Here is a 23,642-nt window from a genome sequence, read left to right as displayed (position 1 = left end):
CAATAACCATTGGTTATGAAAGGCAGTCGCAAGACAGGTCGCACAGCCGGATAAACTGTTGGGCAGCAAGCGGGAGCACCTCGCCCGTGCGCCACGCAGCGGCGAGCGTCCGCGCCAGGTACAGGCCCCGGATGGGTATTTCTTCCAGCTGCCCGCTCACCAGCTCGGCCATCAGGGCGCGGCGCGACAGAAAGCCCAGCGCGCCGGGCGTGGCCAGCAGGTGGGCTTTGAGAGCCTCGTTGCCGGTGAAGTAGCGCGGGGCGGGCAGGTCGGCCAAGCGCACGCCGTGGGTGAGCAGCGCGGCTTCGACCACGGCCAGCGTGCCCGAGCCGTGCTCGCGCAACGCCTAGGGGTGGCCCAGGGCCTCGGGCAATGCCAGCGGGGCGGCGGGCGGCCCGGCCGGCGTGGCCCCGCGCACGGCCACCAGCTCGTCGAATAGCAGCCGCTCGTAGCGCAGGCCGGGCAGCCGCTCGGGGCCTTCCACAAAGCCCAGCGCCAGCTCGCCGCGCAGCAGCGCCTGGGCTACCTGCGCCGAGTTGGCGGGGTGCAGCGCCACGGCTACCGCCGGGTGCCGGGCCCGAAAATCGGCCAGCAGCCGGGGCAGCACGTAGCGGGCCAGGGTGGCGCTGGCCCCGATGTGTAGGGTAGGCATAGTAGAGAAGAAAGAATAACTAGCTTTTTGCCAACTAGTTGCCGGCTGCTTAAAACTAGTAAAGGCACCGGAGGGTGCCTTTACTGCTGGCGCTAGCCCGGCCGGTTGGCCGGCCGGCTAGAGACTGGTTTGCTCGTTTTGCAAGTCGTACACGTCGCCCCCAGCGTAGCGCGGGTCGTCGGCCGCGTAAGCGGCGCGCTCCACGTCCTCGTCTTTGCCCTGGGCGGCCTCAATGGCGGCGGTGTCCTGGTTTTGCTCCACGTGGCCGCGCTGCTTGGCGGGGTCGGCCTGCGCATCGGTCATGCAGTAGTGCTCGGTGTGGGCAGCGTGCTTGCTTCGGAACGCACTGAACTCGTCGGGGTTATCATTCGAGCCATCGTAGGCGTTCTCGCGGTAAGTGCGGGGCGCGGCGGGGTCGGCGGGGTGGCCAAAGTCGCCGTACTGGGGCGTGCCGGCGTGGGCTTCGTCGGCGGGGTTTTCGGGGTGCTGGCTCATGCGAAAAAAAGTTGGCGTGAATGGTAAAGGTGGGGCTGGCATCGGGGCCGCTGAATCGGCCGGCTCCTGCCGTGGGTAGGGTGCGGCGGTGCCCGAGCCACGCGCCGGGGGGAAGCGCGGCCCCGGCGAGCGGCCCGGCCGGCTAAAAGCCGGTTTGCTCGTTTTGCAAGTCGTACACGTCGCCCCCGGCGTAGCGCGGGTCGTCGGCCACGTAAGCGGCGCGCTCCACGTCCTCGTCTTTGCCCTGGGCGGCCTCAATGGCGGCGGTAGCCTGGTTTTGCTCGGCGTGGCCGCGCTGCTGGCTGGGGTCATAAGGGCCGGTCTCGCAGCCGCCGTGGGTGCCTTCGGGGTCCATATAGCCGCCCACGTAGGGGCGGTTGGGATGATGCTCCGGGGTAACAGGCACGTTGGCCGGGTCGCCAAAGGTGCCGTAGTGCGGCGTACCGGCGTGGGCCGCATCGGCCGGCTGCTCGGCGGGAGTGGGCTGCGAATCGGGGGAATCGGCGGGCTGGCTCATGGCAAAAAGGGAAAAAGTGAAGAACTAATGTACAGCAAACTGGCGGCGGCTAGCAGCAAAAGCCACTGCCGCTGGAAAAGCCACTGCCGCTGGCAAGTGATACGGCAAAAGTAGCGGCCCTTATTGAATTTTGGTTATAGCAAATAGTTATTGCTAATAACCAAACTCGCTACCCTGCTTTGCTGACCGCCTGCTGCTGGGCAAAGCTCCAGAAGCGCTGGGCGGTGCGCGTCAGGGGCTGGCCCTGCACCCACACCGCCTCGAACTGCCGGGGCAGCGTGAAGCCTTGCACAGGTATTTCTTCGAGCAGGCCCGCCGCCAGCTCGCGCCGCAGCGCCTGCCGCGACACGAAGCCCACGGCTCCCGGCGCGGCCTCCAGGTAGGTCTTGATGGCCTCGGTGCTGTCCAGGTAAATCGCGGTTTTCAGCTCGCCGAGCTTGATTTTACGCTCGCGCAGGGCCATTTCCAGCACCTCCAGCGTGCCCGAGCCGCGCTCGCGCAGCACCAGGGGGCTGGCCAGTACTTCAGCCAGCGGCAGGGGCCTAGGGGGCGAGCCGGCGGGCGTAGGCTGGCGCACGGCCACCAGCTCGTCGGGCAGCAGCAACTCGTAGTGCAGGTCGCGGTTTTTGGTGCGGCCTTCCACGAAGCCCAAATCCAGCTCGCCGCGCAGCAGGGCCTCGGCGATGCGCTCGGAGTTGACGTTGAGCAAGCTCAGCTGCACCCGCGGGTAGCGCGCCTGGAAAGCGGGTAGCCAGGCCGGCAGCACGTACTGGGCCAGGGTGGTGCTGGCCCCCAGGCGCAGGCGGCCGGCGGCCTCGTCGGGGTCGCGCAGGCCGAGCAACTGCTCGTCGAGCTGCTGGGCCGAGGCGGCCACGGCTTCGGCGTGCAGCAGCAGCAGGCGGCCGGCTTCGGTGAGCAGCACCTTGCTGCCGCTGCGCTCCAGCAGGCGCTGGCCGTACTGGGCCTCCAGCTCGCGGATGTGCTTGGTGACGGCGGGCTGGCTCACGAACAGCTCCTGCGCGGCCTTGGTGAAGCTCAGGTGCCGCGCCACGGCGGCAAATACGCGAAGGCGAAAATCGGACATGGGCGCGAAGGTCGGGGCTGTAGCGCGGACTTTGCGGCGAAAAGGCCGGCCGGCCCGTATGGGCCTTCCACTTCATTCGCTGCTGCATGTTCGCCCACTTATCCATTCCCCTTTTGCTACTTGCCTTCGCGGCGGCCGGGGCGGCCGTCTGGGTGGCCGGCGTTTACCTTGCCAACGCTACCTCGGTGCTGGCCAAGCGCTTCGGACTAGGGCAGGCGCTGGGCGGCTTGCTGCTGCTGGCGGTGGTCACCAACTTGCCCGAGCTGGCCATCACAGTCAGCGCGGCCCTGAGCCAGCACCTGGAATTAGCCATTGGTAACATCTTGGGTGGCATTGCGATGCAGACGCTAGTGCTGGTGGTGCTCGACGTGTTTGGCCTGGGCAAAAAAGCGGCCCTCACCTACCAGGCCGCCTCGCTGGTGCTGGTACTGGAAGGCGTACTGGTGCTGGCCGTGCTGGCGGCCGTGCTGGTAGGCAGCCAGCTGCCAGCCGCCATTATCGTGGCCCGCATAACCCCGGCGGGCCTGCTCATCTTGGGGCTCTGGGTAGTGGGCCTATGGCTGATTGGCAAAGCGCAAAAGGGGCTACCCTGGCAGGCGCACGACGCGGCCCCGGCTGGCAGCCCGCCGCCCAAGCCAGCGGCTCCGGCCCAGCCAACGCCCCCGGCCAGCACCTGGCGCACGGGGCTGGTGTTCCTGGCTGCGGCCCTCGTGACGCTGGTGGCGGGCGTGGTGCTGGAGCGCAGCGGCGACGCGCTGGCCACGCATTGGGGCCTGAGCGGGCTGCTGTTTGGGGCCACGGTGCTGGCGGCAGCCACCTCGCTGCCCGAGGTTTCGACCGGCCTGGCGTCCATGAAAGCGGGCGAATACCAGCTGGCCATCAGCGATATTTTTGGGGGCAATGCCTTTTTGCCGGTGCTGTTTCTGGTGGCCAGCGCGCTCTCGGGCCAGGCCGCGCTGCCCCACGCCGGCAAGGCCGACCTCTATCTCACGGGCCTGGGCATGCTGCTCACCTGCGTGTACGTCTACGGGCTGGTTTTCCGGCCGCAGCGGCAGGTGGCCCGCATGGGCCTCGACTCGCTGGTAGTACTCGGGTTGTATGCCCTAGGTATGCTGGGACTGTTAGCTATCAGTCCCTAACGAATACTAGTGCCCTCCTCACCGCCCTACTCCATGCCCGACCTCGTATTGCTGCGCCACGGCGAAAGCACCACCAACCTGGCCAACGTCTTCACCAACTAGACCGACATGAACCTCACGCCCCAAGGCGTGGCCGAGGCCCACCGCGCCGGCCAGCTCCTGCTTCATTAGCGCCACGCCGGATTCGAGGTGGTCGTAGAAGTTGGCCCGCAGTTGCCATTTTGCCTCGTCACTATAACCCGCTCTTCGCCACTCCGTATAAGGGCGCAGTACGGTGATGGATTTCCACCGCGAACCGCCGGCGCCTGGTGCGCTGCGCTGATGATTCCTACGAGACGGCTGGCCCTAGTGGCTACGCCGAGTAGTTCATCTTAATGTTCGCTCCCGTGGCTTATCCCCCTATTTACTCCCGCTTGGTACCCGCCCGCTTACGGGCCCTCTCCCCTACCCCCACGGTTTGGTTTGTGCTACGCTGGCTGCTGCTGGCAAGCTTGGTCGGCGCGTTGGCCGGTACCGCCTCAGCAGGCTTTTTAGTCAGTCTGGAATGGGTGACGCGCTGGCGTGAGGCCCACTCGTGGGCCCTGGCCCTGCTGCCGGTAGGCGGTCTGCTAGTGGGCCTCGCCTACCACCGCTTCGGCAACCGGGTGGTGAAAGGCAACAACCTGATTTTGGATGAAATCCACGCCCCGAGCGAAGTGATTCCGCTGCGGCTGGTGCCGCTGGTGCTGGGCGGTACGCTGCTCACGCACCTGTTTGGCGGCTCGGCGGGGCGCGAGGGCACGGCCGTGCAGATGGGCGGCGCGCTGGCCGACCAGCTCTCGCGCTGGCTGCCCCGGCGCGAGCGGCACCTGCTGCTCATCGCGGGCATGAGCGCGGGCTTTGCGTCGGTATTTGGCACGCCGCTGGCCGGGGCGGTGTTTGGGCTGGAAGTGTTTTTACTCGGCTCGATGCGCTACGAGGCCATTTTGCCCAGCTTTCTGGCCGCCGTGGTGGCCGATGTGGTGACCCGGGCCTGGGGCGTGGGTCACACGCACTATCCCGAGCTAGCGGCCGTGCCGCTCACGGCCCTGGGGCTGGGCTGCACGCTGCTGGTGGGGGCCCTGTTTGGCCTTGCGGCCCGTAGCTTCGCTACCCTTACCCACTGGATAAGTAAGCAATTTGCTCGCATAAAGTACGCGCCGCTGCGGCCGGTGGTGGGCGGCGTGCTGGTAGCGGGCACCCTGTGGGGCCTGGGCACCATGCGCTACGCCGGCCTGGGCGTGCCGGTTATCGTGGAGGCGTTTGAGCACCCGCTGCCGCCCCAGGATTTTGCCTGGAAGCTGGCCTTGACGGCCCTCACGCTGGGGGCGGGCTTCAAGGGCGGCGAGGTCACGCCGCTGTTTTTCATCGGGGCGGCGCTGGGCTCGGCCCTGGCCGTGGTGCTGCCGCTGCCGGTGGCGCTGCTGGCGGGAATGGGCTTCGTGGGCGTGTTTGCGGGCGCGGCCAATACGCCGCTGGCCTGCCTTTTCATGGGCCTGGAGCTGTTCGGCATGCATGCGGGTATCTACCTGGGCGTGAGCTGCGTGGTGGCTTACCTGTTCTCGGGCCACAGTGGCATTTACACCGCCCAGCGGGTGGGCCAGGCCAAGCACCCGCTGCTGGGCCGGCACCTGGGCCGCCGCCTGGGCGAGCTGCACGCCGCCAAGCAGCCCTGACACCGCCCCGATGCCAGTCCGCCAAGGCTTTCCGCTTTCCACCCCTTCCCCTTCTTTTCTCCCCATGCTCGACCAGCTGCAAACCCTGGACACGCGCCTGCTATTGCTGGTCAACGGCCACCACCAGTTCGTGTCGCACCGCTCGGGCGAGACCGAGGACACCTTCGTGGCCGACCTCACGGTGGCCACCGGCGCGGGCCACCTCAAAACCGGCAGCGGCTCGCGCTCCGAGCGCATCGCCAAGTTCAACCAGCTGCTGCGCATCGAGCGCGAGCTGGGCCGCGCGGGGCGTTTCGCGGGTATTAAAGCCTTTAATAACCAATAAATTACGGCGGCTACCCCGGTGGGCTACTGGCACCAGTAGCCCACCGGGGCCGACTTCTCAAAGTGCACCTTATGTTTCGATTACTAGCCATTATCGCCGTGGGCGGGGCCGTGGGCAGCGTGGGCCGCTATTTGTTGCAGCTGCTGGTGGCGCGGTACTTCGTGCACCCGTTTCCGCTGGGTACGCTGCTGGTCAACGTATTGGGCTGCCTGCTCATTGGCTTTTTCTACGCGGCGGCCGAGCGGGGCACTATCGGCTCGCCCGAGCTGCGGCTGCTGCTCACCACGGGCTTTTGCGGGGGCTTCACCACGTTTTCGACCTTCTCCTACGAAACCATCAGCATGCTCACCGACGGCGAATATGGCTACGTGGCCCTCTACGTGGCCGGCAGCGTGCTGCTGGGGCTGGGGGCCACGTTTGCGGGCGTGGTGGCGGTGCGCTTTTTATAAACTTCTCTTCTTAACCCTTTTATCGCATGGCTACTTTGCAACCGGCGCAGCTGCTGCGCCTCTACGTGAGCGAGCAGGACAAGCACCAGCACCAGCCGCTCTACGAGGCCCTGGTGTACGCGGCGCGGCAGGCGGGCCTGTCCGGGGCCACCGTCACCAAGGGCGTGCTGGGCTTCGGGGCGCAGGGCCAGGTGGAGTCGGCCAAGCTGCTGACCCTGGCCGAAAACCTGCCCCTGGTGCTGGACTTCGTGGATAGCCCGGCTGCCATCGCCCGCTTTCTGCCCGAGGTCGAGCGCCTGTTCAGCGAGGCGGGCAGCGGTGGGCTACTCACGCTGACCGAGGTACAAGCCGCGCATTATTAAGTATTGACCAATGGCTCCTACCCCACCCCTCCCCCCCGCCGTGCGCGAGCTGGGCGAATTGCGTATCTACCTCACCCAGGCCGACAAGCACGCCGCGCCGGGCCTGCGCGGCCGCCTCTTCCCCGACCCGCTGGCCCATGCGCTGGTCGATAAGGCGCACGCTTTCGGCATCTTACAGGCCACTACCCACACCAGCGGCTACGGCTACGTGCTGGGCGGGGCCGTGCGCGCCCGCCACCTCGAAGTAGAAGCGGGCCAGCTGGCCCTGTGCGTGGAACTGCTTGATGAGCGCGCGCGGCTACTCGCTTTCTGCCAGCAGCAGCAGGAGCTGCTGCGGGGCAAAGTCGTGGTGTTTCGCCCCGTCGAGCAGTGGGAAATTGCCGGCAACTTGCCGGGATAGTTGATTTGTGGAGTTGCGCTCGCTCGTTAGCGGGCGGCACTCGGGTACCGAGTTTTTCTATTGCGTCAGGCGGCGCAATTATTTTCTGGGCCAGCGACTCGCCGAAGAAGCCTTGCTTGAGGTGTTGGTAGAGCGAGTGCGGGTCGACCAGCGCGGCGATAGCCTGCGTGAGCAATGCTCCGAGTAGCAATTGAAAGATGGCTGGGTGTTGGCTCTTCAGTTTCAGCACTAGCATGATGGCGGCCGTGAACGGCGAGCGCACGACGCTCGTCTGAAAGCCGACTATGCGCTAGTTTGAGAGGTTAAGGAGCAGGCTGGTACATACGAATGGCCGCCAACTGCCCGGCTCTTTGCGGGGTAGCTAGGAAAAGGCGGTCCAGGGCCGGCGAGTACAGCGAAGTGCCCGCCCCTGGCACCGTGGGCAAGGTTTGAAGCACGCGATAAGCATCGGGCGCTTGCTGGGCGATGACCACCAGGGCCCCGGCCCCGCAGGAAACGTAGAGCCGCGCCCGGCGCGGGTCATAGTAAATGCCATCGGCCGCCGCCGGGATGGGTAAGCTAGCCACCTGCTGGCCGCCAGGGGTAGCCAACACGACTAGCTGCCCCGGTGCGCAGGCCACAAACAGGCGGTGGTGCCCACGGTCCAGCGCCATCGGAATATTCTGGCTAGTACCGGCAACCGGCCAGGCGGCGACGCTTTTCTGCGTTCGGCGGTCGATGACTTCCACTTGATTCAGGGCGGGTTCGTTGACGTAAATAAGCGGGCCATCCAGCTCAAACTGCTTGGCGTAGCCAGCTAGCGGAATCTTGCCCACCACGTTATTACGGACCACATCAATTAAACCCAGGGCCCCGAAGCTTTTGCCAACGCCTACTACCAGTTGCTGGGCCGTGCTGTCGAAGCGCAGGTTGTTGCAGGCCGCGCGAAAGGCGTAGCTGCGCACCCGCCGGTAGGTGGTGCCGTCCAGCTCCGTCACGCGCCCGTCGCCACCCGTCGACACGAACAGGCGGTTGCCGGCGGGCCGGTACACCACCCACTTGGGCTCGTCGAAGCCCGGCAGGCTGGCCAGGGCCCGGCCCGTGCGCACGTCAATTACCTCGACGGTGTGGTTGTCTTCGGCCGCGACGAACAGCCGCTGCCCGGCTGCGTCGAGCGCCATCAGGTCGAAGCCGCCTTTGACGCGGGGCAGCGGCACCGAGCGTTGTAGCCGTAGCAGCGGGGGCGCGGTTGGCTGGGCAACGCCCGCGGGCGTATCGGCCGGGGGTGCGGACTGGCAACTGCTAACCAGCCAGATAAGCAAAACGGCGCTGGCTAGCAGCCGGGGACCTGCATAAATCATAAGCAACTGGGGGAGGAAGTGGCAGTGGGGAGCGTAGCGGGGCGGAAGTAGCGTTCTTTGCCGGGCCGCTGGCGGGTTGCCGGTGGCCCCCGCTGCCTATGCTCGTTCTTCTAAAGGCCCTGGGCCTGTTTCTGCTGGCGGGTTTTTGCGAAATCGGCGGGGGCTACCTGGTGTGGCAGTGGCTGCGGTCGGGCAAGCCGGCCTGGTACGGGCTGCTCGGGGCGGTGCTGCTGGTGGTCTATGGCGGCGTGGCTACCTGGCAGCCCACTTCCTTTGGCAAAACCTACGCCGTGTACGGAGCGCTGTTCATCGTCTTGTCCATTGCTTGGGCCTGGTATTTCGACGGGTTCCGGCCCGACCGCTTCGACGTTATGGGGGGCCTCATCGTCTTGGTGGGGGTAGGCGTTATCCTAGGCTGGCCCCGCAGCTAGGGCCGGGTCCGACTGGCTTTCTTCGGCCAGCTCGGGCGGGCGCACGTGGTGGTAAATCAGTCGCATGCCGGTGGGCAGCACGAACAGCAGCATGGGCAGCGCTACCACGAAGCCGCCGATGACGGCCACGGCCAGCGGCTGCTGCATCTGCGCACCCAGGCCGATGCCCAGGGCTAGCGGCGAGAGCGCCAGAATGGCCCCGATGGCCGTCATCAGCTTGGGCCGGATGCGCAGGGCAATGGCGTAGCGGATGGCCGTGTCCACGTCGCCGGTCTCGCGCAGCGACTCGTAGAACTGGTGCACCGTGAAAATGGCGTTTTCGGCGATGATGCCCACAATCATGATGATGCCGGTGTAGCTGCTCACGTTCAGCGGGATGCCGGCGAAGAACAGGCCCAGCACGCAGCCGGTGATGCCCATCACGGAGATGAAAAGGACCAGGGCCGAAATCAGCCACTCGCGGAACAGGAACAGTAGCACCGCGAACACCAACAGGCTGGCCGTGAGCAAAATCAGCAGCAGCTCGCGAAACGAGGCCTGCTGCTCGGCGTAGGCCCCGCCGTAGGCGATGGTATAGCCAGGCGGCAGCGCCACCTGCCGGCCCACCTGCTGGCGGATGTCCTGAATGGCCGAGCCCAGGTCGCGCCCGTCGAGGCGGGCCGTGATGAGGGCCACCGACTTGAGGTCTTCGCGGCGCAATTCGACTTCGCCGGGCACCACGTCAAGGGCGGCGAAAAAGGGCAGTGGGCGCACGCTGCCAGTGGGCAGGGCGATAACCTGCTTTTGCAATTGAGCCAGGCTGTTGTGGCTGAAATCGACGTAGCGCAGCAGCACCTGGCGCATCTGCTCGCCGTCCTGCACCTGCCCCACTTGGATGCCGCCCAGCGAGCCCGCCTGCGCCGGCGAAATGCTGGCCTGGGTGGTGCCGTTGCTCAGCACCTGCCCGCCCACCAGGTTGCTGAGCTGGGCCTGAAAATCGAGGGGCGTGAGGCCGTAGCGGGCCAGCTTGGCCACGTCGGGCCGGAAGACGATGCTAGGGCCAGCCGCCACCAGGCCGTCGTTGATGTCGGCCACGCCGGGCACCTTCGCCAGCACCTGGCCGAGGTGGGCCGAGAGCTTTTCGAGCGTGGCCTGGTCGTCGCCGAAAAGCTTGATTTCGATGGGCTTGGAGCTGCTCATGAGGTCGCCGAGCAAGTCGGCGATGCGCTGGCCAAAGTCCACGGTGAGGGCGGGCTCGGTGGCTTCGATGCGCTGGCGCAGCTGGGCGATGACTTCGGGCGTGGTCAGTTTGTGGTCGCGCCGAAGCTGGATGAGATAGTCGCCGTAGTTGGGCTGGCGGGTGTCGAAAGCCAGGCCGATGCCGGTGCGGCGCGAGTAGCTTTCGACTTCGGGGTGCCGGGTGATGATGTCCTTTTCGATGCGGCGCAGCACGCGGTCGGTTTCGGCCTGGTCGGTGCCCGAGGGCATGTGGTAGTCGAGCACGATGGTACCCTCGTCGAGGTCGGGCAAAAAGCCCGTTTCGAGCTTGCCCGAGGCTAGCCACGCCCCCACGCCCAGCCCCACCAGTAGCACCAGCGCCAGCAGCGGCCGGGCGAAGAGGCCCGTGAGCCAGCTCAACTTGTCGGCCTGCTCCTGGGCGGCGTTGTGGGCGTGGGCGTTTTTGCCGGCGCGGTAGCCGATGAGCAGGTGCAGCACTGGCAGCAGCAGCCAGGTCACCAGAAACGAGCAGACCATGGTAATCTGCATGGTGTCCGATAATTCCTTGAAGAAGCTGCCCGCCAGTCCGCTCATCAGCCGGAAGGGAAAGTGGATGACGATGGTGCTCAGCGAAGAGGCCACCATGGCCGGAAACAGGCTGCGAATGGCCACCTGCACCACCCGCACTTTGCTGTGCGCGGGGTGCTCCTCGTGGGTGCGGTAAATCTGCTCGATGATGACGATTGCATCGTCAATTATCAAGCCTACGGAAGCCGCGATGGCGCCTAGCGACATGATGTCCAGCGTGATGCCAAACAGGTAGAGCACCAGCAGTGTGAAGCAGACCGTGACCGGGATGGTGAGCAGCACCGCCAGGCTGGCCCGCCACGAGCGCAGAAACACTATCATCACCAGGATGGCTAGGCCCAGCCCTTCCACGATGCTATGCAGCACGCTGTCAATGCTGTCCGTCACGAACACCGACTGGTCGTAGTAGGGCTTGAGCGTCATGCCGGGGGGTAGGAGGCGGCGCAATTCGGCGGCCTTGGCGTGGGCGTCGCGGGCGAAGGTGGCCAGGTCCACGCCCTGCTGTTTCACGAGGTCGATGAGCACCGCGTCGTGGCCGTTGGCGTTGATGAGCACGAACTCCTGCTGCTCCTGAATGTCGACGGTGGCCACATCGCGCACCCGCACTACGCGGCCCGAGTCGGCGCGCACCACCACCTGGCGCAGGTCGTCGGCGGTGCCCAGGCGGGTATCGGTGAGGGTGAGGTAGAGCCGCCGGAAGCTGGCTAGGTTGCCGGCCGAGAGTACAAAGTTGGTACCCGCGAAAGCGGCTTGCAGCTGGGTGGCCGTGAGGCGCTGGCCCGCCAGCTTGGCCGCGTCGGGAATGACCACGAATTCCTTGGCTTTGCCGCCGCGCACTACCACGTTGGCCGCGCCCGGTACCTGCGAAAACAGCGGCCGGGCCAGCAGGTTGCCCGCGTCGCGCAGGGCGATGGGCGAGCGCGAATTGCTTTCCAGCGAGTAGCCCAGCACCGGAAACAGCGACTGGTTCATGGCCTCGGTAGCGATGGTGACGCCGGCCGGCAGCAGTCCTTTTATCTCGTTCACGCGGCTTTCGAGTTGGGCCTTGGTGCTGTACACATCCACGTCCCAGTTGAGGAACACCTGAATCACACACGAGCCGCGGCTGGTGCTGCTCTTCACCACGGTCACGCCTTTCACGCGCTTCACGGCGGCCTCCAGGGGCTTGGTCACGGTTAGCATCATCCGGTCGATGGGCTGCTGCCCGGCGTCGGCGATGAGCGTTATTTTGGGGAAGGTAACTTCCGGAAATAAAGCCGTTTGCATCCGCGAATAGGCAAACAGCCCCGCGGCCAGCAGCAGCAAGCCAATGAGTAGAATCGGCTTGCGGTAGGTCTGGAAATAAGATGTTTCGGCCGACTCGGCTGCCGGGGCGGCGGGCGGCGGCGCGGGCGCGGCGGCCGGGGTAGTGGTAGGCGCGCTCATCGGGTCAGCTTGATGTGGGCGGTGTCGGCTAGCCCGTAGTTACCCGCGCTCAGGATGCGGTCGGTCGGCCCGAAGGTGGGCGTTTTTATTTCGATTTCGGCGGGGTTTTGCACGCCCAGCGTCACGGGGATTTTGACGGCCGTCGAGTCATTGACCAGCTTCATTACCCAGAAGTGGTGCAGCGTTTCGTCGGCCAGCACGCAGGCGGCGGGCAGCGTCTGGGCGTTGGGCTGCCTGGTTTGGGTGAGGCGCACCTGCACGATGAGATTTTCGGGGATGACGCCCGGCGGGTTATTCGGCCGCACCAGGTACACCTCCGACTGGCCGGGGCTGACGCTGGCCAGCGGCGCGAGTACCGTGCCCGTGAGGCGGGTGCTGTCGGGCAGCACGATGGTGCAGCGCGGGTTGCCCTGCGCCAGGGCGTGGTACTCGTAGGGCAGGTTGAGCTGAAACACGAGCTGGCTGCTTTCGGCCACGGTGCACAACGGGGAGCCTTCGAGCAGGTAATCCCCCGACTGCTGAATATTGAGCACGCTCACAATGCCGCTGGCGGGGGCCGTAACGGACACCAGCCCGAAGCCTTTGAGCGAGGGGTCGACGCGCTGAATGGAACCCCCTAGGGCCCGGCGCTCCTTGGTTTCGAGGGTGAAGAGCACCTGGCCGGCCCGCACGCGGTCGCCGAGGCGCACCCGCACGCCCGTGACGTAAGCGGCCACCGGGGCCGTGACGGTGCTCTTGCGCGGGTAGGTGGAAGTGGCCGGAAACGTGCGGTACTGCGTCAGGCTTTGGGTGGCCACCGTGACGGCCTGCACCTGGGCGCGGGGCGGCGGGCCGGCGGCCTCGTCGGTGGGCGCGTTGGCGTGGCAGGCGACAAGCAGGCCAGCCGACAGCCCGCCGAGTAGTCGAAATAAGAGTCGAGAAAGCATAGGGAGAAACCAGATACCCGTGAGAAAATAGCCGGCCCGGTCCGGGCGCGGCCTGGCTACCAGGTCCAGTAGTTATAGGCGTTGATGAGCAGCAGCCGGTTGTTTTCGAGCAGCACCAGGTCGCGGGTGGCCACGGCGTAGTTTTTGAGCACCTGCACGTAGCTCACCACCGAGAGCTGTCCGGCAATGACCTCGCGCTTGTAGGAGTCGAGCACCTGGCGGTAGCTGGCGATTTGCTGGCGGGCCAGGCGCTGGCGCTCGTCCAGCTGGCGCAGCTCGTAGAGGAGACGCTGCTGGCGCACGGGGTTCACGGTGGCGAAGTTCTGGCGGTAGGCGCGGGTGGTTTCGAGCAGCACGCTGGTGCGGTCGCGGCTGAGCTGGCGCTGGTGGCCGTCGAAGAGGTAAAGGCTGAAATTCAGTCCCGCGCTCACCCCGAAGCGCTGCGGCAGGTCGGCCAGGGTCACGGCATTGAGGCCACCGTTGGCAAAGGCGTTGACCACCGGCCGGTAGCGCAGCTCAAACACGCGCTGGTTGGCGGCCAGCGTGAGGCTATCGAGCCGGTAGCGCTCGGTAAAGCCCGAGAGGCCGGGTGCCGGGCTGCCCGCGCGCAGGGGCAGATTGGGTGGGGCCAGCTGCACCTCCGTAGTGTCGCCCAGGCCGCAGAGCACGTTCAAATCGAGCAAGTCGCGGTGGTAGGCCGTGCGGTAGGTGTTGAGAAACAGCTGCTGGGTTTCGACCTCAATGCTGAGCAGGGCGTAGTCGGACTGCTTCAATAGGCTAGCCTCCACGAGCTTGCGCACCAGCAGGCGCTGGCGGTCGAGGATGCCGAGCAGCTCGCGCACGTAGCTGAGCTGGTCCAGGTCCTGCCGGCAGAGGATGTACTGGTCACCCACCAGCTTCTCCAAATCGTGCAGTGAGAGCCGCGCCAGGTTTTGCTGGCTGAGGGCCAGGCCCTGGGCCTGCTGGGCGTAGGCCGCGAAGCGCTGCTGGTTGAAGAGCGGCTGCGTGAGCTGGGCGTAGCCCTGGTAGAGCGCGCCGTTGCTCAGGGCCACGTCGTAGCCCACGTAGTTGGTGCTGTTGTCGGCCGAGTAGCTGAGGCGGGTTTGCCCGTTGTCGCGCGTCAGCACGGGCACGGCGGTGTAGTTGGCCACCAGCGTGCCCGTGGCCTTGGTGTAGAAGGCGCGCAGGCGCTCGGTTTCGAGCTGCGCGGCCTGGCCCTGGTTGCGCACGTCGTGGCTCAGGGGGCTATTCTGGCTAGCCTGGGTGAGGTAAAAATTCAGGTCACGGGTCGGCGCGGGCGGGGTAGGCAGCGCGGGCTGCGCCCAGCCCGCCGGACCGGCTAGCAGCAGCGCCAGCAGTAGCAACGGTCGGCACGACGCTCTGAAATAGCTGATTTTCAAGAATAACATCCGCATAGCAAAACCGGATTGACCGGTTAGGCCGGCAAGCTATCGGGCAATTCTGAGCAGCTTCGGAGCGGGGGCGCCGGAGTACGTGGTCACTACGCCCAGCCCACCGTGAAGCGGTGCCGGTTGGGCGGGGCAAACTCATAGGCCAGCGTCAGCCCGCAGGTATCGCAGATTTGGCGGCTGATGGCTAGCCCCAGCCCTACCCCACCGGCGGCGCTCAGCGCGTCCTTGCGGAAGCGGGCAAACTCGCGGCCAGCCGGCAGTGCCTCGGCCCGGCCGGTGTTTTCCACCGTGAGCTGCCCAGCGGTGAGGGTTACGGCTACCGTGCCGCCCGGCCCGTTGTGCCGGATGGCATTCACCAGCAGGTTACTAACCAGGATTTCTACTAAGGTAGCGTTGGCGCGCAGGGTTACCGGGGCCGCCAGGGCCAGGGTGAGGGAGAGGCCCGCCGCTTCGATTTGCTCTTGCACCTGGGCGGTCAGGCTGGTAAGTACCTGGCTCAGCTCCACCTGCTCGTCGGCGGCGAACTGCTGGTTTTCGAGGCGGGCCAGCAGCAGCAGGCTGCGGTTGAGGCGGGCCAGGCGCTGGGTCACGGCCAGCAGGGCGTCGAGGTGCTGGGCTTGCTCCTCGCTCAGGTCGGGCTGCTGGGCCAGTAGCTCCAGCTTGGTGTGCTGCACGGCCAGGGGCGTCTGCATCTCGTGGGCCGCGTTTTCGGTAAACTCCTTCTGGCTGTGGTAGAGGCGGCGGTGCTGGGTGAGCAGGTCGGTGAGAGCGGTGTTCAACTCCTGAAACTCCAGCGTGGGCGACGCCGCCAGCTCGACGGGTGCGCGCTGGTCGAGCCGGAAGCGTCGCAGCTGCGCCAGCGTTTGGTAAAACGGCTGCCAGAGCCGCCGCGCTACCCGCTGCTGCACCAGCACCAGCCCGCCCAGCAGCACCACCAGCAGCCCCGCCTGCGCCAGCCCGATGGCGACCAGCAAATCTTCGCTTTCCACCAATGAGCTGCGCAGCACCAGCCGGTAGGGCTGGCCCTGGTAGGGCACGGTGGTGGTGAGCGTGCGGTAGGGCTCCCACTCGTTGGCCGCTGCCAAGTAGCGCTTTTCGCCCACGATACGGGTAGGCGGCGCGGCCTCACCGGGGCGCAAAGGACGCAGTTCCAGGTCGCGGTCGAGGCGCTGCCACAGGGCCAGGTCGGCGGGCGAAGCCAGCAGCGGCAGCTTGGCGGCCACCTCGTCGCGGCGCAGCAGCAGGGCCTCGTCCACGTCGACGTAGTAGAGCTGTTGCAGCACGAAATAGAACACGAACGTGCCGGCCACCGACACTAGGCCGGCGTACACGAGCTGCGCGCGGAGCGTGCGCAGCAGCAGCTTTACGGGGCGCGGCGTGCTCATGCGGTGGGCAGCTCGAAGCGGTAGCCCAGCCCGTACACCGTGCGGATGCACTCGCCCAGGCCCACCTCGCCGAGCTTGCGCTTCAGGTTTTTGACGTGGGTGTACACCGGCTCGAACGAGTCGAAATGCTCGGCCAAATCGCCCGACACGTGCTCGGCGATGGTCGATTTCATCACCACCCGGCGCTGATTGGCCAGCAGCAGCAGCAAGAGGTCCAGCTCGCTGCGCGTGAGGGTTAGCGGCTGGCCGTGCACGGTAGCCGTGCGGGCCAGCACGTCCACGGCCAGCGGGCCGGCCTGCACCACGTTGGAGCCGTTGAAGCGCCGCCGCCGCACCAGCGCCGCGATGCGGGCGCTCAGCTCGGAGAGGTGAAAGGGCTTGGGCAGGTAGTCGTCGGCCCCCAGGTGCAGGCCCGCGATGCGGTCGTCGAGGGCATCGCGGGCCGAGGTAATGATGACGCCATCGGCTTGCTGGCGGGCTTGCAGCTGGCGCAGCAGCTCCAGGCCGTCGCCGCCGGGCAGCGTGAGGTCGAGCAGAATGCAGTCGTAGTCGAAGAGCAGCAATTTCTCCTCGGCGGCGGCGAAGGTGCGGGCCACTTCGCACACGTACTGCTGGCCTTGCAGGTGGCTGACGAGGCTGGCGGCCAGCTCGGCCTCGTCTTCTATGATTAACAGTTTCATCGAATGCGGGAGTAAGAAAAACAACGGGGCTAGGGTCTGCTACAGAGGCCGGCAACTAGGTTTCCGGATAACGCGGCATACTCCGATTATCCTCAACATCAGCGGGTAATCTTGGCAGGTAGTTTCTCAACCCCTACCCCATTACCCACATGAAAAAGACCTTGTTGCCAGTACTGCTGGCGGGCCTGGCCTACTCAGCCCAGGCCCAAACCCTCCAGCCAACCCAGGTGCCCGCCGCCGTGGTGGCCACCTTCAACGCAACATTCCCGGCGGTGAAAGCCCCCACCTGGGAAAAGGAAGGCGACCACTACGAAGCCGGCTTTACGCTGAACGGCGCCACCATGTCGGCGTTGCTGAGTCCGGCCGGGGCCCTGCTCGAAACCGAGACGGATATGGCCCCCAGCCATTTGCCCGCCCCGGTGCGCGCCACGCTGGCCCGCGCCTATCCAGGCTATAAAGTAACCGAAGCTGCTACCATCGTAGCGGCCAGCGGCGCTACTACCTACGAGGCGGAGCTAAGCAAGCACGGCAAGCGGCGGGACGTAGTGTTTCACGCCGATGGCACGCCCGCCAAAAAGTAGCCAACCTGGGTAAGCAGGCCGGGCCCGGATGGGCACGGCCTGTTAGGTGGTGTAGCGGCCTTCACCCCCTACCCCCCGCGAATGGTTGGCAGCCCCGGTTGCTGCCCCAACGGCCGTAAGGTGGGCAGATAGCGCGCAAATGCCAGGTAGAGGCTCCCCACCCAGCCGCCGGTGGCAAACCAGCCGGCCAGCACGTCGGACGGATAGTGGGCGGCCAGGTAAAGGCGCGACCACGCCACTCCCAGCGCAAACAGCAGGCCGATGCCCCACCCCACCCAGCGCCAGCGCGTACGCCAGCCCAGAATGCCGGCCGCACTAGCCAACGCCAGCGAAGCCATGACGTGGCCGCTGGGAAAGCTCGGGTCGGGCAGCTGCCGCAAGGCTTCCCCGCATACCTGGTGGTAAAAATCGGGCCGCAGCCGCTCGAAGTGATACTTGGCCAGCAGGTTAAAGGCCATGGTGCCGCCCACCGCGCCCACTGCAAAACCGACTTCGCGGTAGCGCCGCCGGTAGAGTCCCCAGCCCAGCCCGAAGGCCCCCAGCGCGTACACGCTCAGCCATACCGGGCCCTGGAGGTCACTGAGCTGGGCGGCCACCGCGCACAGGGCCGGCGTGGGGCGCTGGTGCAAAAAGTTGAGCACTGGCCGGTCAAACGGAAAGCCGTGGTCGGGCTGGCGGCGGTCTTCGCGCAGCTCGTGCGCCACCTCCAGAAATAGCCCCCAGCTAGCCGCCACCACGGCTAGCAGCAGCAGCAAGGGGCGATGGCGGCGCCACGCCGCAGCAAGGCTATGCAATGCATTCATTAACAGTAGCTAGTTTAGCGACCATATTCGAGCACCCGAAACGTACCGGGCACGATGCTTGGGCGCGGATGCGGGTTCTCGGCCGTGGGTGCCGGGGCGGGGCCCAAGTCGGCAGTGCAGGTGAAGAGGTGGTGCGTGGTGGGGCTCTGGGTCACGGTGCGGGCGCCGGGGGCGGTGGGGATGGTGGCCACCACCCGGTACTTGTCAGGTGCATCTTCGTGGATGACGGTGAGCGTACCCTCGCCGTTGGTGGTCACGATGTTGCCGGCGCTGGCGTCGAAGGCCACACCATCCACGCCCTGGCCGATGGGCAGCACCGCCACCTGCCGGCCGGTCTGGCTGTCGGTCACCACCAGCTTGCCGTTGGCGCAACCACTGAAGAGGCGATGCGTGCGCGGGTTGAAAGCCAGACCGGTAGGCTCGGCCCCGGGCGCCAGGGGGTAGCGGTGGCGCACGGCCAGCGACCGGGCATCGAACTCCACCACCTCGCTCTTGTCTTCCAGATTCACGAAAATGTGGCCCTGGCCGTCGCTGGCGGGCACTTCCACGTCGCCGCCCAGCGCGGCCGTGCCCACTACCCGGCCGCTGGCCGGGTCGAGCACCGAGCTTTGGCCCCCGGCGTTGCTGAAGGCAAATATTCGCTTCGCAAATGCGTCGTAGAACACGGCGTCGGGCTTGGGGCCGGTGGCGATGGCACCCAGGTTGCGGAAGGTTTTGAGGTCGAAGGCCACGCAGTAGTTGTTGCGCCCGCAGCTCACGTAGCCGCGGCCGGTGGCGGGCACCACGGCCACGCCGTGGGCGGCGGGCGTGCCCGTCACGGTGCCCACCACCCGGCGGGTGGCCAGGTCAATCACGTCGACCTGGGCGTTGTGGGCCACGTAGAGGCGTTTGCCGGCGGGGTCAATGGTCATAAAATCCCAGCCGCCATCGCCCGGCACCGGAATGGTGTGCAGCAGGCGGTAGGGCGCGGCAGGGGCTTGGGCGCGGGCCGCGGGCGCTAGCAATAGTGTAAGCGCGGCAGCAGCAAGCAAGTGTTTCATCGAAGATTTGAAAAAGGAGAACGCAGGAAAGACTACCTGCTTTTTAGCGGGCGGGTAGCTCGGCCGGGCGCGCCGCCGGGCGCAACGACTCGTAGGCTACCAGCCCGGCCAGGATGCCAAACAGAATCAGCGACGAGCCCGTGGTGCCAAAGCCCAAGCCGTGCTTTTCAGGCGTCTTGGTCAACAGGTCGCCAAACGTGGCCCCAAAGGGCCGCGTGAGCACAAAGGCCACCCAAAACAGCAGCACGCCCGGCACCCGCGTGACGTAGTGCGCCAGCACCACCACGGCCAGTAGGCTGCCAATGAGCAGCGCCCCGCCCCCAAAGCCCAGGCCCGAGTCGTCGGCCAGAAAATCGCCCAGTGCCGTGCCTAGGGTATTAGAAAATAAGATGGCCGTCCAGTAAAACAGCTCGCCCTTGCGCGTCTTGATGTCATTGACGGATAGGGACTTTTCGCTCTGCCACCACAACCCCAGCGTGAGTAGCAGCAGCGTCACGAGCAGGGCCGCGCCGGCGGCGTAACCCAGGCCCAGGGTGCGGTCCATGTAGTCGGAGAGCGTGGTGCCGGCCGTGCTGGTGGCCAGTATCACGGCCCAGTAGAGCACCGGCACGTAGCGGCGCACGGCCAGCTGCCCCGCCAGCACCACCAGAAAAATGCTGAATAGGATGAGCGAGCTGACGCCGTAGCCCACGTTCAGGGTCATGGAAAGCAGGTCGCCGGCTGTTTCGCCCAGCGTGGTGGCGCAGATTTTCATCACCCAAAACAGTAGGGTGACGGCGGGTATCTTCTTCATAACAAGCAGTCAATGAATAGGTAGCTTAGCGCAGCTGCCAGTGCAGCGTCAGGCCCGTGGCCCCGGCGTAGTAGAGCGGCGCTACCTGCCACGAGGCTGCGCCCAGCGGCTTGCGGCCCCAGCGGTGGCGGTGGGTGAGGTAGGCCAGGTGGGCCGAGAGAATGCCGAAGCCCGCCCCGGCAAACACGTCGGATTCCCAGTGCTTGTCGTTTAGCATGCGCAGGGCGGCCACGCCGGTGGCAATGGTGTAGGCCCCTACCCCGTACCACTGGCTCTTCTCGCGCAGCTCGGTGTGCACGATGCTGGCGGCCAGAAACGCCTGCGCCGTGTGCCCCGACGGGAAGGCCGTGGCCGTGCCATCGGGCCGGGTGATGTTGGTCAGGTTTTTCACCGCGAACACGCTGGCCAGCATAAATACCTCGCTCTTGAGGATGACCAGGCCCAGGTTCACGCGGTCGTTTTTGCTCTCGACGCCGGCCAGCAGCACCCCGCCCAGCTCGAAGTAGGGCGCGAATTGCAGGTAATCATCGACGTGCGTGTGGCGGCCGGGGCCAAAGAGGTGGTTGATGTCGCTCTTAGCATCGTAGCTGGAGTAGAAGCCGTGGCCGTTAATCGTGCTGATGCCGTAGCCGATGAGCACCGCCGGTACGACCGCCGCCCGGAAGCCCTTGCTTTGGAAAAAGCTGCGCTTTTCGTCGGCTGCTACGCCCACCGCCGGGCGCTCGTATTTGTGCAGGGTATCGGCCGCCGCCGGGGCGGGCACCTGCTGGGCGTGGGTCGCGCCCAGCGGGCCGGCCAGCAGCAGGGCCAGGCCCGCCGCTTTTAGAAAGGAAAAGCGCATAGGCTAAAAGGCTTGAAAAGAAGTCAGAAAATCAAGACCAGCGTGCCGCCGATAATCATTGCCGCGCCCAGGCCAGTGTGCCAGGTCAGCTTCTCGCCCAAAAACACTACCGACAGCACAATGGCAATGGCCACGCTGAGCTTATCGACCGGAGCCACCTGCGACACTTTGCCCAGCTGTAAGGCCCGGAAGTAGAATATCCACGACAGTCCCGTGGCCACGCCCGACAAGCCCAGGAAAATCAGGTTGGTGCGCGTGAGCAGGCCAATCTGGTCGAGCCCGCCCCGGAAATAGACAATGCCCCAGGCCAGCACCAGGATAACCACCGTGCGGATGGCCGTAGCCAGGTTAGAGTCGACACCCTTAATGCCAATTTTGGCCAGAATGGCCGTGAGCGCCGCAAACACGGCCGAGAGCAAGGCATAAATCCACCACATAGTAAGCTAATGATTAAGGGTTAGCTGGCAGCTCAGCGAAGCGATACAAGCGGCCCGGCCCGTGCTTGCTGCCGGCTTCGCTCGACACGAACAGGTCGCCAGTGGGCGCAAATGCTAGGCCTTCGGGCTGCGGAAACAGCGCCGGGTCCAGCGTGTGCGCGGCCACGAGCCCGCCCTGCGCATCCAGCTCCACTAGGTCGTTGCCGCGGGCCGAGAGCACGAACACGTGGTGGGTGCGTGGGTGCACCGCCACGGCCGAGGGCGCAAACCGACTCAGGCTACCGGCCTTTTGGGCGGTTTCGCCGGGGCGCACGGCGGCCGGCGAGCGGGCCAGGATGGCCGGAATATCCAGCACGTAGGCGGGGGCCGCGTCGATGTGGTAGGTGCGGGGATTGAGGCGGTACACCGCCCGCTGGGTGGCGGGCAGGCCCGCACCGGGCTCGCCCTTGCAGGCCACCAGCAGCGTCTGAGTGGCGGGGTCGTAGGTGAGGCCTTCCGGCTCGTTAGCGGCGCTCAGGCCAGTGTCGTACGTAGTAGTTACGTGGCCGGCGCGCTTAAACAGCCGGCCGTCGCTGCGCAGGATGAGCCAGCCGCTGGGCACCCGCGCCACGTCCTCGTAGTCGCCGGGGCCCGCAAACTGCACGGTGCTGTCGAGGCGCTGGGTGCGCAGGTTATAGAAAAATAGGCTGCCGGCTTCGTCCTCGATGCAGGCCAGCTGCTGGGCGCTGCCCCACGCCTGCCCGGATAGCTCGCGCAGCTCGGCCGGCACAGCATAGGTGGTGGCCGGGTGGGTAAAGTTGTAGGAGCTACCCGCCGGGGCCCCGCCGGTTGCCGGCCGGGGGTAGCCGGGAACCGCCAGCAGCGCCGCCAGCAAAAAATGTCGCATGAGCCTTACCAGGTAAGTGTGGGATGGTAAGGCAAGACTAGGAGGCAATTCTGAGCTTGTTCGGAGCGCCGCTCGTTACCTGCGCCGATAGTTTGGGCACGTAGGGTTTTTAGGTAGGGAAGGTTTAAGATTCCTAAGTTTGAAAAGTTTTTGCCAAGTACTCGGGCCCCCTAATCAATATGAGCTCAATCACTCAACCCTGCCAAGGCTGAAACTTGTCAGAATGATTTTCAGTTTGCAATTTGCAAACTGAAAATACTAACTACTCATGCGCCATCACAATGGAATGCGACCCCAAGACATAGTCATCCTCTTCAAGATTATGTTGCTGGAAGAGGGCAGCTGGCTCAGCAAGGATTTAGCCCGCTCCTTGTTTCTGAGCCCGACGGAAGTATCCTTTGGCATCAAGCGCTGCCAGTACGCTCGACTGCTGGATAGTACCGGGCGCCGGGTGGCCCGCCGCACCTTTACCGAGTTTGTCCTGTACGGCCTGCCGGTGGTGTTTCCCACCCAGCCGGGTGCCCAGGTCCGGGGCCTGCCCACGGCCCATAGCGCGCCGCCCTTGCTGGCGCAGATTGTGGCCGAACAAGCCTACGTCTGGCCTGATGCCGAGGGGGAGGTTTGGGGAGCAGCTATCGCCCCGCTCTACCCCAAGGTGCCGCAGGTGGCCCGGGAAGATGCGCAACTCTATGAGTTGCTGGCCCTCACCGATGCCCTGCGGGTCGGTCGCCCGCGCGAGCGTCGGCTGGCTATGGATATGCTAAGCGAGATTACCCTCCTGAATCATGTCTAACCAGGTAAATCTGGCGGCCTTGCAAGCCGTGGCCCGCGCTTTGGGGCCGGTGCTGAGCCGGGTGGTATTCGTGGGCGGTAGCACCGCTGGTTTGTACAACACCGTTCCGAAAGCGCCCGAGTCTCGCTTTACGAATGATGTGGACTGCATCATCGAAGTCGTCCCGCGCATGGCCTATTATGCCCTGGAAGAAGAACTGCGTGCCTTGGGCTTTGTCAATGACCAGACGGCAAAAGTTATCTGCCGCTGGCGGGTGGGCAGCCTGGTGGTAGATATAATGCCCCTCAACGAGGACAATATTCTGGGCTTCTCGAATCCCTGGTATCCGGAAGGCTTCGCGCACGCGCTCCCTTACACGCTGCCCGATGAGACGGTTATTCAGATTATGCCAGCCGTTTACTTCGTAGCCACGAAGCTGGCAGCTTTGCGCAGTCGGGGCATGCAGGACATTCGCCTCAGCAATGATTTAGAAGACATCGTGTACCTGGTTGACAACCGCCCCGAATTAGCCACGGAGGTTGCTACCGCTTCTGAGGCGGTGCGGGCTTATATCGCCGCTGAAGTTGGGCAGCTGCTCCGGCACCCAGAAATGCGGGAAGCCATAGATGGCCACCTGCCCTACGGGTCGGGTGATGCGCGGAAGTATCTGATAGAAAAGAGATTGGCCGCCCTAGCAAATACAACACAGTAGGAATGGATGATAAAGCAGCCGTCCTGATAAAATGCAAGGGTTGTACTCCTTGGTCGGGGAACTACGCTTCAACCATCAAATACCTGTTAAACTAAAAAGAAGCGTAGAAAACAGGTTTTAATCTACTAAACTTAACACTCCACTGCCGTCAGCACTTCTTAAGGGAAAAGAATGTGCGTTAGCCCCTGCTGCTATTCGGCATTTCCAACCCGGCTCTGAACCGGCAGATTCGGGTTGCTTGGCAGCGAAGAAATTGCGCGAGGTAGCCTCCCGTAT

25 protein-coding genes, 2 pseudogenes and 1 riboswitch are annotated in these 23,642 nt (G+C 65.4%); of the genes and pseudogenes, 11 read left to right on the top strand and 16 right to left on the bottom strand.

Annotation, left to right across the window (positions count from 1 at the left end):
- Positions 1 to 13 precede the first annotated feature (13 nt).
- The 4 genes and pseudogenes from SD425_RS27435 to SD425_RS27420 form a co-directional block, all read right to left on the bottom strand.
- Positions 14 to 652 (bottom strand): annotated as a pseudogene (locus tag SD425_RS27435) (LysR substrate-binding domain-containing protein).
- 117 nt (positions 653 to 769) lie between these two features.
- Positions 770 to 1,147: a hypothetical protein gene (locus tag SD425_RS27430; RefSeq protein WP_324679784.1), complete on the bottom strand. Its 378-nt coding sequence runs from the start codon at positions 1,145 to 1,147 to the stop codon at positions 770 to 772.
- Between the two features lie 142 nt (positions 1,148 to 1,289).
- A complete protein-coding gene (locus SD425_RS27425) occupies positions 1,290 to 1,664 on the bottom strand; it encodes a hypothetical protein (protein WP_324679782.1) in 375 nt (124 codons plus the stop codon).
- Positions 1,665 to 1,833: 169 nt separating this feature from the next.
- Positions 1,834 to 2,748 carry a LysR substrate-binding domain-containing protein gene (locus SD425_RS27420; protein ID WP_324679779.1) on the bottom strand — a complete coding sequence of 305 codons (915 nt, stop codon included), beginning with the start codon at positions 2,746 to 2,748 and terminating at the stop codon, positions 1,834 to 1,836.
- An 86-nt stretch (positions 2,749 to 2,834) separates the two neighbouring features.
- On the opposite strand from SD425_RS27420, the gene SD425_RS27415 reads away from it, so the two are divergent.
- The 7 genes and pseudogenes from SD425_RS27415 (at position 2,835) to SD425_RS27380 (ending at position 7,304) form a co-directional block, all read left to right on the top strand.
- Positions 2,835 to 3,887, top strand: a complete 1,053-nt coding sequence (locus SD425_RS27415; protein WP_324679777.1) for a sodium:calcium antiporter — start codon at positions 2,835 to 2,837, stop codon at positions 3,885 to 3,887.
- A gap of 264 nt (positions 3,888 to 4,151) precedes the next feature.
- A riboswitch (Fluoride riboswitch) is annotated at positions 4,152 to 4,225 on the top strand.
- Positions 4,226 to 4,300: 75 nt separating this feature from the next.
- A complete protein-coding gene (locus SD425_RS27405) occupies positions 4,301 to 5,581 on the top strand; it encodes a voltage-gated chloride channel family protein (RefSeq protein WP_416381046.1) in 1,281 nt (426 codons plus the stop codon).
- A gap of 79 nt (positions 5,582 to 5,660) precedes the next feature.
- Positions 5,661 to 5,906: pseudogene (gene eno / locus SD425_RS27400) on the top strand (phosphopyruvate hydratase); the annotation flags it as partial.
- A 71-nt stretch (positions 5,907 to 5,977) separates the two neighbouring features.
- Complete coding sequence (gene crcB / locus SD425_RS27395) at positions 5,978 to 6,355, top strand: fluoride efflux transporter CrcB (RefSeq protein WP_324679772.1); 378 nt, start codon at positions 5,978 to 5,980, stop codon at positions 6,353 to 6,355.
- A gap of 26 nt (positions 6,356 to 6,381) precedes the next feature.
- Positions 6,382 to 6,717, top strand: coding sequence for a DUF190 domain-containing protein (locus SD425_RS27390; protein ID WP_324679770.1), 336 nt, complete (start codon positions 6,382 to 6,384; stop codon positions 6,715 to 6,717).
- A gap of 10 nt (positions 6,718 to 6,727) precedes the next feature.
- Positions 6,728 to 7,117 (top strand): DUF190 domain-containing protein, encoded by a 390-nt coding sequence (locus SD425_RS27385; RefSeq protein ID WP_324679768.1) that lies wholly within the window; start codon positions 6,728 to 6,730, stop codon positions 7,115 to 7,117.
- Between the two features lie 13 nt (positions 7,118 to 7,130).
- The gene (locus SD425_RS27380) at positions 7,131 to 7,304 is read left to right on the top strand and encodes a hypothetical protein (protein WP_324679766.1); all 174 of its coding nucleotides are present in this window, start codon (positions 7,131 to 7,133) and stop codon (positions 7,302 to 7,304) included.
- Positions 7,305 to 7,419: 115 nt separating this feature from the next.
- Here SD425_RS27380 and SD425_RS27375 read toward each other — a convergent pair whose 3' ends face one another.
- Positions 7,420 to 8,457 carry a hypothetical protein gene (locus SD425_RS27375; RefSeq protein WP_324679764.1) on the bottom strand — a complete coding sequence of 346 codons (1,038 nt, stop codon included), beginning with the start codon at positions 8,455 to 8,457 and terminating at the stop codon, positions 7,420 to 7,422.
- Between the two features lie 98 nt (positions 8,458 to 8,555).
- Between SD425_RS27375 and SD425_RS27370 the strand changes: the two genes are divergently transcribed.
- The gene (locus tag SD425_RS27370) at positions 8,556 to 8,888 is read left to right on the top strand and encodes a YnfA family protein (RefSeq protein WP_324679763.1); all 333 of its coding nucleotides are present in this window, start codon (positions 8,556 to 8,558) and stop codon (positions 8,886 to 8,888) included.
- On the opposite strand, the gene SD425_RS27365 is transcribed toward SD425_RS27370, so the two are convergent.
- The 5 genes from SD425_RS27365 to SD425_RS27345 form a co-directional block, all read right to left on the bottom strand.
- Positions 8,868 to 12,098 carry an efflux RND transporter permease subunit gene (locus SD425_RS27365; RefSeq protein ID WP_324679762.1) on the bottom strand — a complete coding sequence of 1,077 codons (3,231 nt, stop codon included), beginning with the start codon at positions 12,096 to 12,098 and terminating at the stop codon, positions 8,868 to 8,870. The genes SD425_RS27370 and SD425_RS27365 overlap by 21 nt on opposite strands.
- Positions 12,095 to 13,024 (bottom strand): efflux RND transporter periplasmic adaptor subunit, encoded by a 930-nt coding sequence (locus tag SD425_RS27360; RefSeq protein ID WP_324679760.1) that lies wholly within the window; start codon positions 13,022 to 13,024, stop codon positions 12,095 to 12,097. The genes SD425_RS27365 and SD425_RS27360 overlap by 4 nt, the downstream gene beginning before the upstream one ends.
- A gap of 56 nt (positions 13,025 to 13,080) precedes the next feature.
- Positions 13,081 to 14,424, bottom strand: coding sequence for a TolC family protein (locus SD425_RS27355; protein ID WP_324679758.1), 1,344 nt, complete (start codon positions 14,422 to 14,424; stop codon positions 13,081 to 13,083).
- A 101-nt stretch (positions 14,425 to 14,525) separates the two neighbouring features.
- The gene (locus SD425_RS27350; RefSeq protein ID WP_324679756.1) at positions 14,526 to 15,821 is read right to left on the bottom strand and encodes a sensor histidine kinase; all 1,296 of its coding nucleotides are present in this window, start codon (positions 15,819 to 15,821) and stop codon (positions 14,526 to 14,528) included.
- On the bottom strand, positions 15,818 to 16,501 hold the full coding sequence (locus SD425_RS27345) for a response regulator transcription factor (protein WP_324679753.1): 684 nt from the start codon (positions 16,499 to 16,501) through the stop codon (positions 15,818 to 15,820). The genes SD425_RS27350 and SD425_RS27345 overlap by 4 nt, the downstream gene beginning before the upstream one ends.
- A gap of 149 nt (positions 16,502 to 16,650) precedes the next feature.
- On the opposite strand from SD425_RS27345, the gene SD425_RS27340 reads away from it, so the two are divergent.
- Positions 16,651 to 17,082: a hypothetical protein gene (locus SD425_RS27340; RefSeq protein ID WP_324679751.1), complete on the top strand. Its 432-nt coding sequence runs from the start codon at positions 16,651 to 16,653 to the stop codon at positions 17,080 to 17,082.
- 68 nt (positions 17,083 to 17,150) lie between these two features.
- Here SD425_RS27340 and SD425_RS27335 read toward each other — a convergent pair whose 3' ends face one another.
- Genes SD425_RS27335 through SD425_RS27310 form a run of 6 tightly spaced genes read right to left on the bottom strand, consistent with a single transcriptional unit; the run spans position 17,151 to position 21,882 of the window.
- Positions 17,151 to 17,885, bottom strand: coding sequence for a phosphatase PAP2 family protein (locus tag SD425_RS27335; RefSeq protein WP_324679749.1), 735 nt, complete (start codon positions 17,883 to 17,885; stop codon positions 17,151 to 17,153).
- A gap of 14 nt (positions 17,886 to 17,899) precedes the next feature.
- On the bottom strand, positions 17,900 to 18,925 hold the full coding sequence (locus SD425_RS27330; protein ID WP_324679747.1) for a YncE family protein: 1,026 nt from the start codon (positions 18,923 to 18,925) through the stop codon (positions 17,900 to 17,902).
- 43 nt (positions 18,926 to 18,968) lie between these two features.
- The gene (locus SD425_RS27325) at positions 18,969 to 19,718 is read right to left on the bottom strand and encodes a hypothetical protein (protein WP_324679745.1); all 750 of its coding nucleotides are present in this window, start codon (positions 19,716 to 19,718) and stop codon (positions 18,969 to 18,971) included.
- Between the two features lie 25 nt (positions 19,719 to 19,743).
- Positions 19,744 to 20,559, bottom strand: a complete 816-nt coding sequence (locus tag SD425_RS27320) for a phosphatase PAP2 family protein (RefSeq protein ID WP_324679743.1) — start codon at positions 20,557 to 20,559, stop codon at positions 19,744 to 19,746.
- 23 nt (positions 20,560 to 20,582) lie between these two features.
- Positions 20,583 to 20,996, bottom strand: coding sequence for an EamA family transporter (locus tag SD425_RS27315; RefSeq protein WP_324679741.1), 414 nt, complete (start codon positions 20,994 to 20,996; stop codon positions 20,583 to 20,585).
- Positions 20,997 to 21,009: 13 nt separating this feature from the next.
- Complete coding sequence (locus SD425_RS27310) at positions 21,010 to 21,882, bottom strand: SdiA-regulated domain-containing protein (protein ID WP_324679739.1); 873 nt, start codon at positions 21,880 to 21,882, stop codon at positions 21,010 to 21,012.
- Between the two features lie 268 nt (positions 21,883 to 22,150).
- Here SD425_RS27310 and SD425_RS27305 point away from each other — a divergent pair, with 268 nt between their 5' ends.
- On the top strand, positions 22,151 to 22,675 hold the full coding sequence (locus tag SD425_RS27305; RefSeq protein ID WP_324679737.1) for a hypothetical protein: 525 nt from the start codon (positions 22,151 to 22,153) through the stop codon (positions 22,673 to 22,675).
- Positions 22,668 to 23,366, top strand: a complete 699-nt coding sequence (locus SD425_RS27300; RefSeq protein ID WP_324679735.1) for a hypothetical protein — start codon at positions 22,668 to 22,670, stop codon at positions 23,364 to 23,366. The genes SD425_RS27305 and SD425_RS27300 overlap by 8 nt, the downstream gene beginning before the upstream one ends.
- The last annotated feature ends 276 nt before the right edge of the window (positions 23,367 to 23,642 follow it).

The sequence above is a fragment of the Hymenobacter sp. GOD-10R genome (assembly GCF_035609205.1).
Classification (GTDB): Bacteria; Bacteroidota; Bacteroidia; order Cytophagales; family Hymenobacteraceae; genus Hymenobacter.
This window is presented reverse-complemented; position numbering and strand designations above follow the sequence as displayed.

Coding starts and splice junctions, on each gene's coding strand:
- SD425_RS27340 (WP_324679751.1), top strand. CDS start 16,651: ATGAAAAAGACCTTGTTGCCAGTACTGCTGGCGGGCCTGGCCTACTCA.
- SD425_RS27430 (WP_324679784.1), bottom strand. CDS start 1,147: ATGAGCCAGCACCCCGAAAACCCCGCCGACGAAGCCCACGCCGGCACG.
- crcB (WP_324679772.1), top strand. CDS start 5,978: ATGTTTCGATTACTAGCCATTATCGCCGTGGGCGGGGCCGTGGGCAGC.
- SD425_RS27320 (WP_324679743.1), bottom strand. CDS start 20,559: ATGCGCTTTTCCTTTCTAAAAGCGGCGGGCCTGGCCCTGCTGCTGGCC.
- SD425_RS27300 (WP_324679735.1), top strand. CDS start 22,668: ATGTCTAACCAGGTAAATCTGGCGGCCTTGCAAGCCGTGGCCCGCGCT.
- SD425_RS27370 (WP_324679763.1), top strand. CDS start 8,556: ATGCTCGTTCTTCTAAAGGCCCTGGGCCTGTTTCTGCTGGCGGGTTTT.
- SD425_RS27360 (WP_324679760.1), bottom strand. CDS start 13,024: ATGCTTTCTCGACTCTTATTTCGACTACTCGGCGGGCTGTCGGCTGGC.
- SD425_RS27325 (WP_324679745.1), bottom strand. CDS start 19,718: ATGAAGAAGATACCCGCCGTCACCCTACTGTTTTGGGTGATGAAAATC.
- SD425_RS27425 (WP_324679782.1), bottom strand. CDS start 1,664: ATGAGCCAGCCCGCCGATTCCCCCGATTCGCAGCCCACTCCCGCCGAG.
- SD425_RS27315 (WP_324679741.1), bottom strand. CDS start 20,996: ATGTGGTGGATTTATGCCTTGCTCTCGGCCGTGTTTGCGGCGCTCACG.
- SD425_RS27305 (WP_324679737.1), top strand. CDS start 22,151: ATGCGCCATCACAATGGAATGCGACCCCAAGACATAGTCATCCTCTTC.
- SD425_RS27345 (WP_324679753.1), bottom strand. CDS start 16,501: ATGAAACTGTTAATCATAGAAGACGAGGCCGAGCTGGCCGCCAGCCTC.
- SD425_RS27390 (WP_324679770.1), top strand. CDS start 6,382: ATGGCTACTTTGCAACCGGCGCAGCTGCTGCGCCTCTACGTGAGCGAG.
- SD425_RS27385 (WP_324679768.1), top strand. CDS start 6,728: ATGGCTCCTACCCCACCCCTCCCCCCCGCCGTGCGCGAGCTGGGCGAA.
- SD425_RS27420 (WP_324679779.1), bottom strand. CDS start 2,748: ATGTCCGATTTTCGCCTTCGCGTATTTGCCGCCGTGGCGCGGCACCTG.
- SD425_RS27365 (WP_324679762.1), bottom strand. CDS start 12,098: ATGAGCGCGCCTACCACTACCCCGGCCGCCGCGCCCGCGCCGCCGCCC.
- SD425_RS27350 (WP_324679756.1), bottom strand. CDS start 15,821: ATGAGCACGCCGCGCCCCGTAAAGCTGCTGCTGCGCACGCTCCGCGCG.
- SD425_RS27330 (WP_324679747.1), bottom strand. CDS start 18,925: ATGAAACACTTGCTTGCTGCTGCCGCGCTTACACTATTGCTAGCGCCC.
- SD425_RS27310 (WP_324679739.1), bottom strand. CDS start 21,882: ATGCGACATTTTTTGCTGGCGGCGCTGCTGGCGGTTCCCGGCTACCCC.
- SD425_RS27415 (WP_324679777.1), top strand. CDS start 2,835: ATGTTCGCCCACTTATCCATTCCCCTTTTGCTACTTGCCTTCGCGGCG.
- SD425_RS27375 (WP_324679764.1), bottom strand. CDS start 8,457: ATGATTTATGCAGGTCCCCGGCTGCTAGCCAGCGCCGTTTTGCTTATC.
- SD425_RS27335 (WP_324679749.1), bottom strand. CDS start 17,885: ATGAATGCATTGCATAGCCTTGCTGCGGCGTGGCGCCGCCATCGCCCC.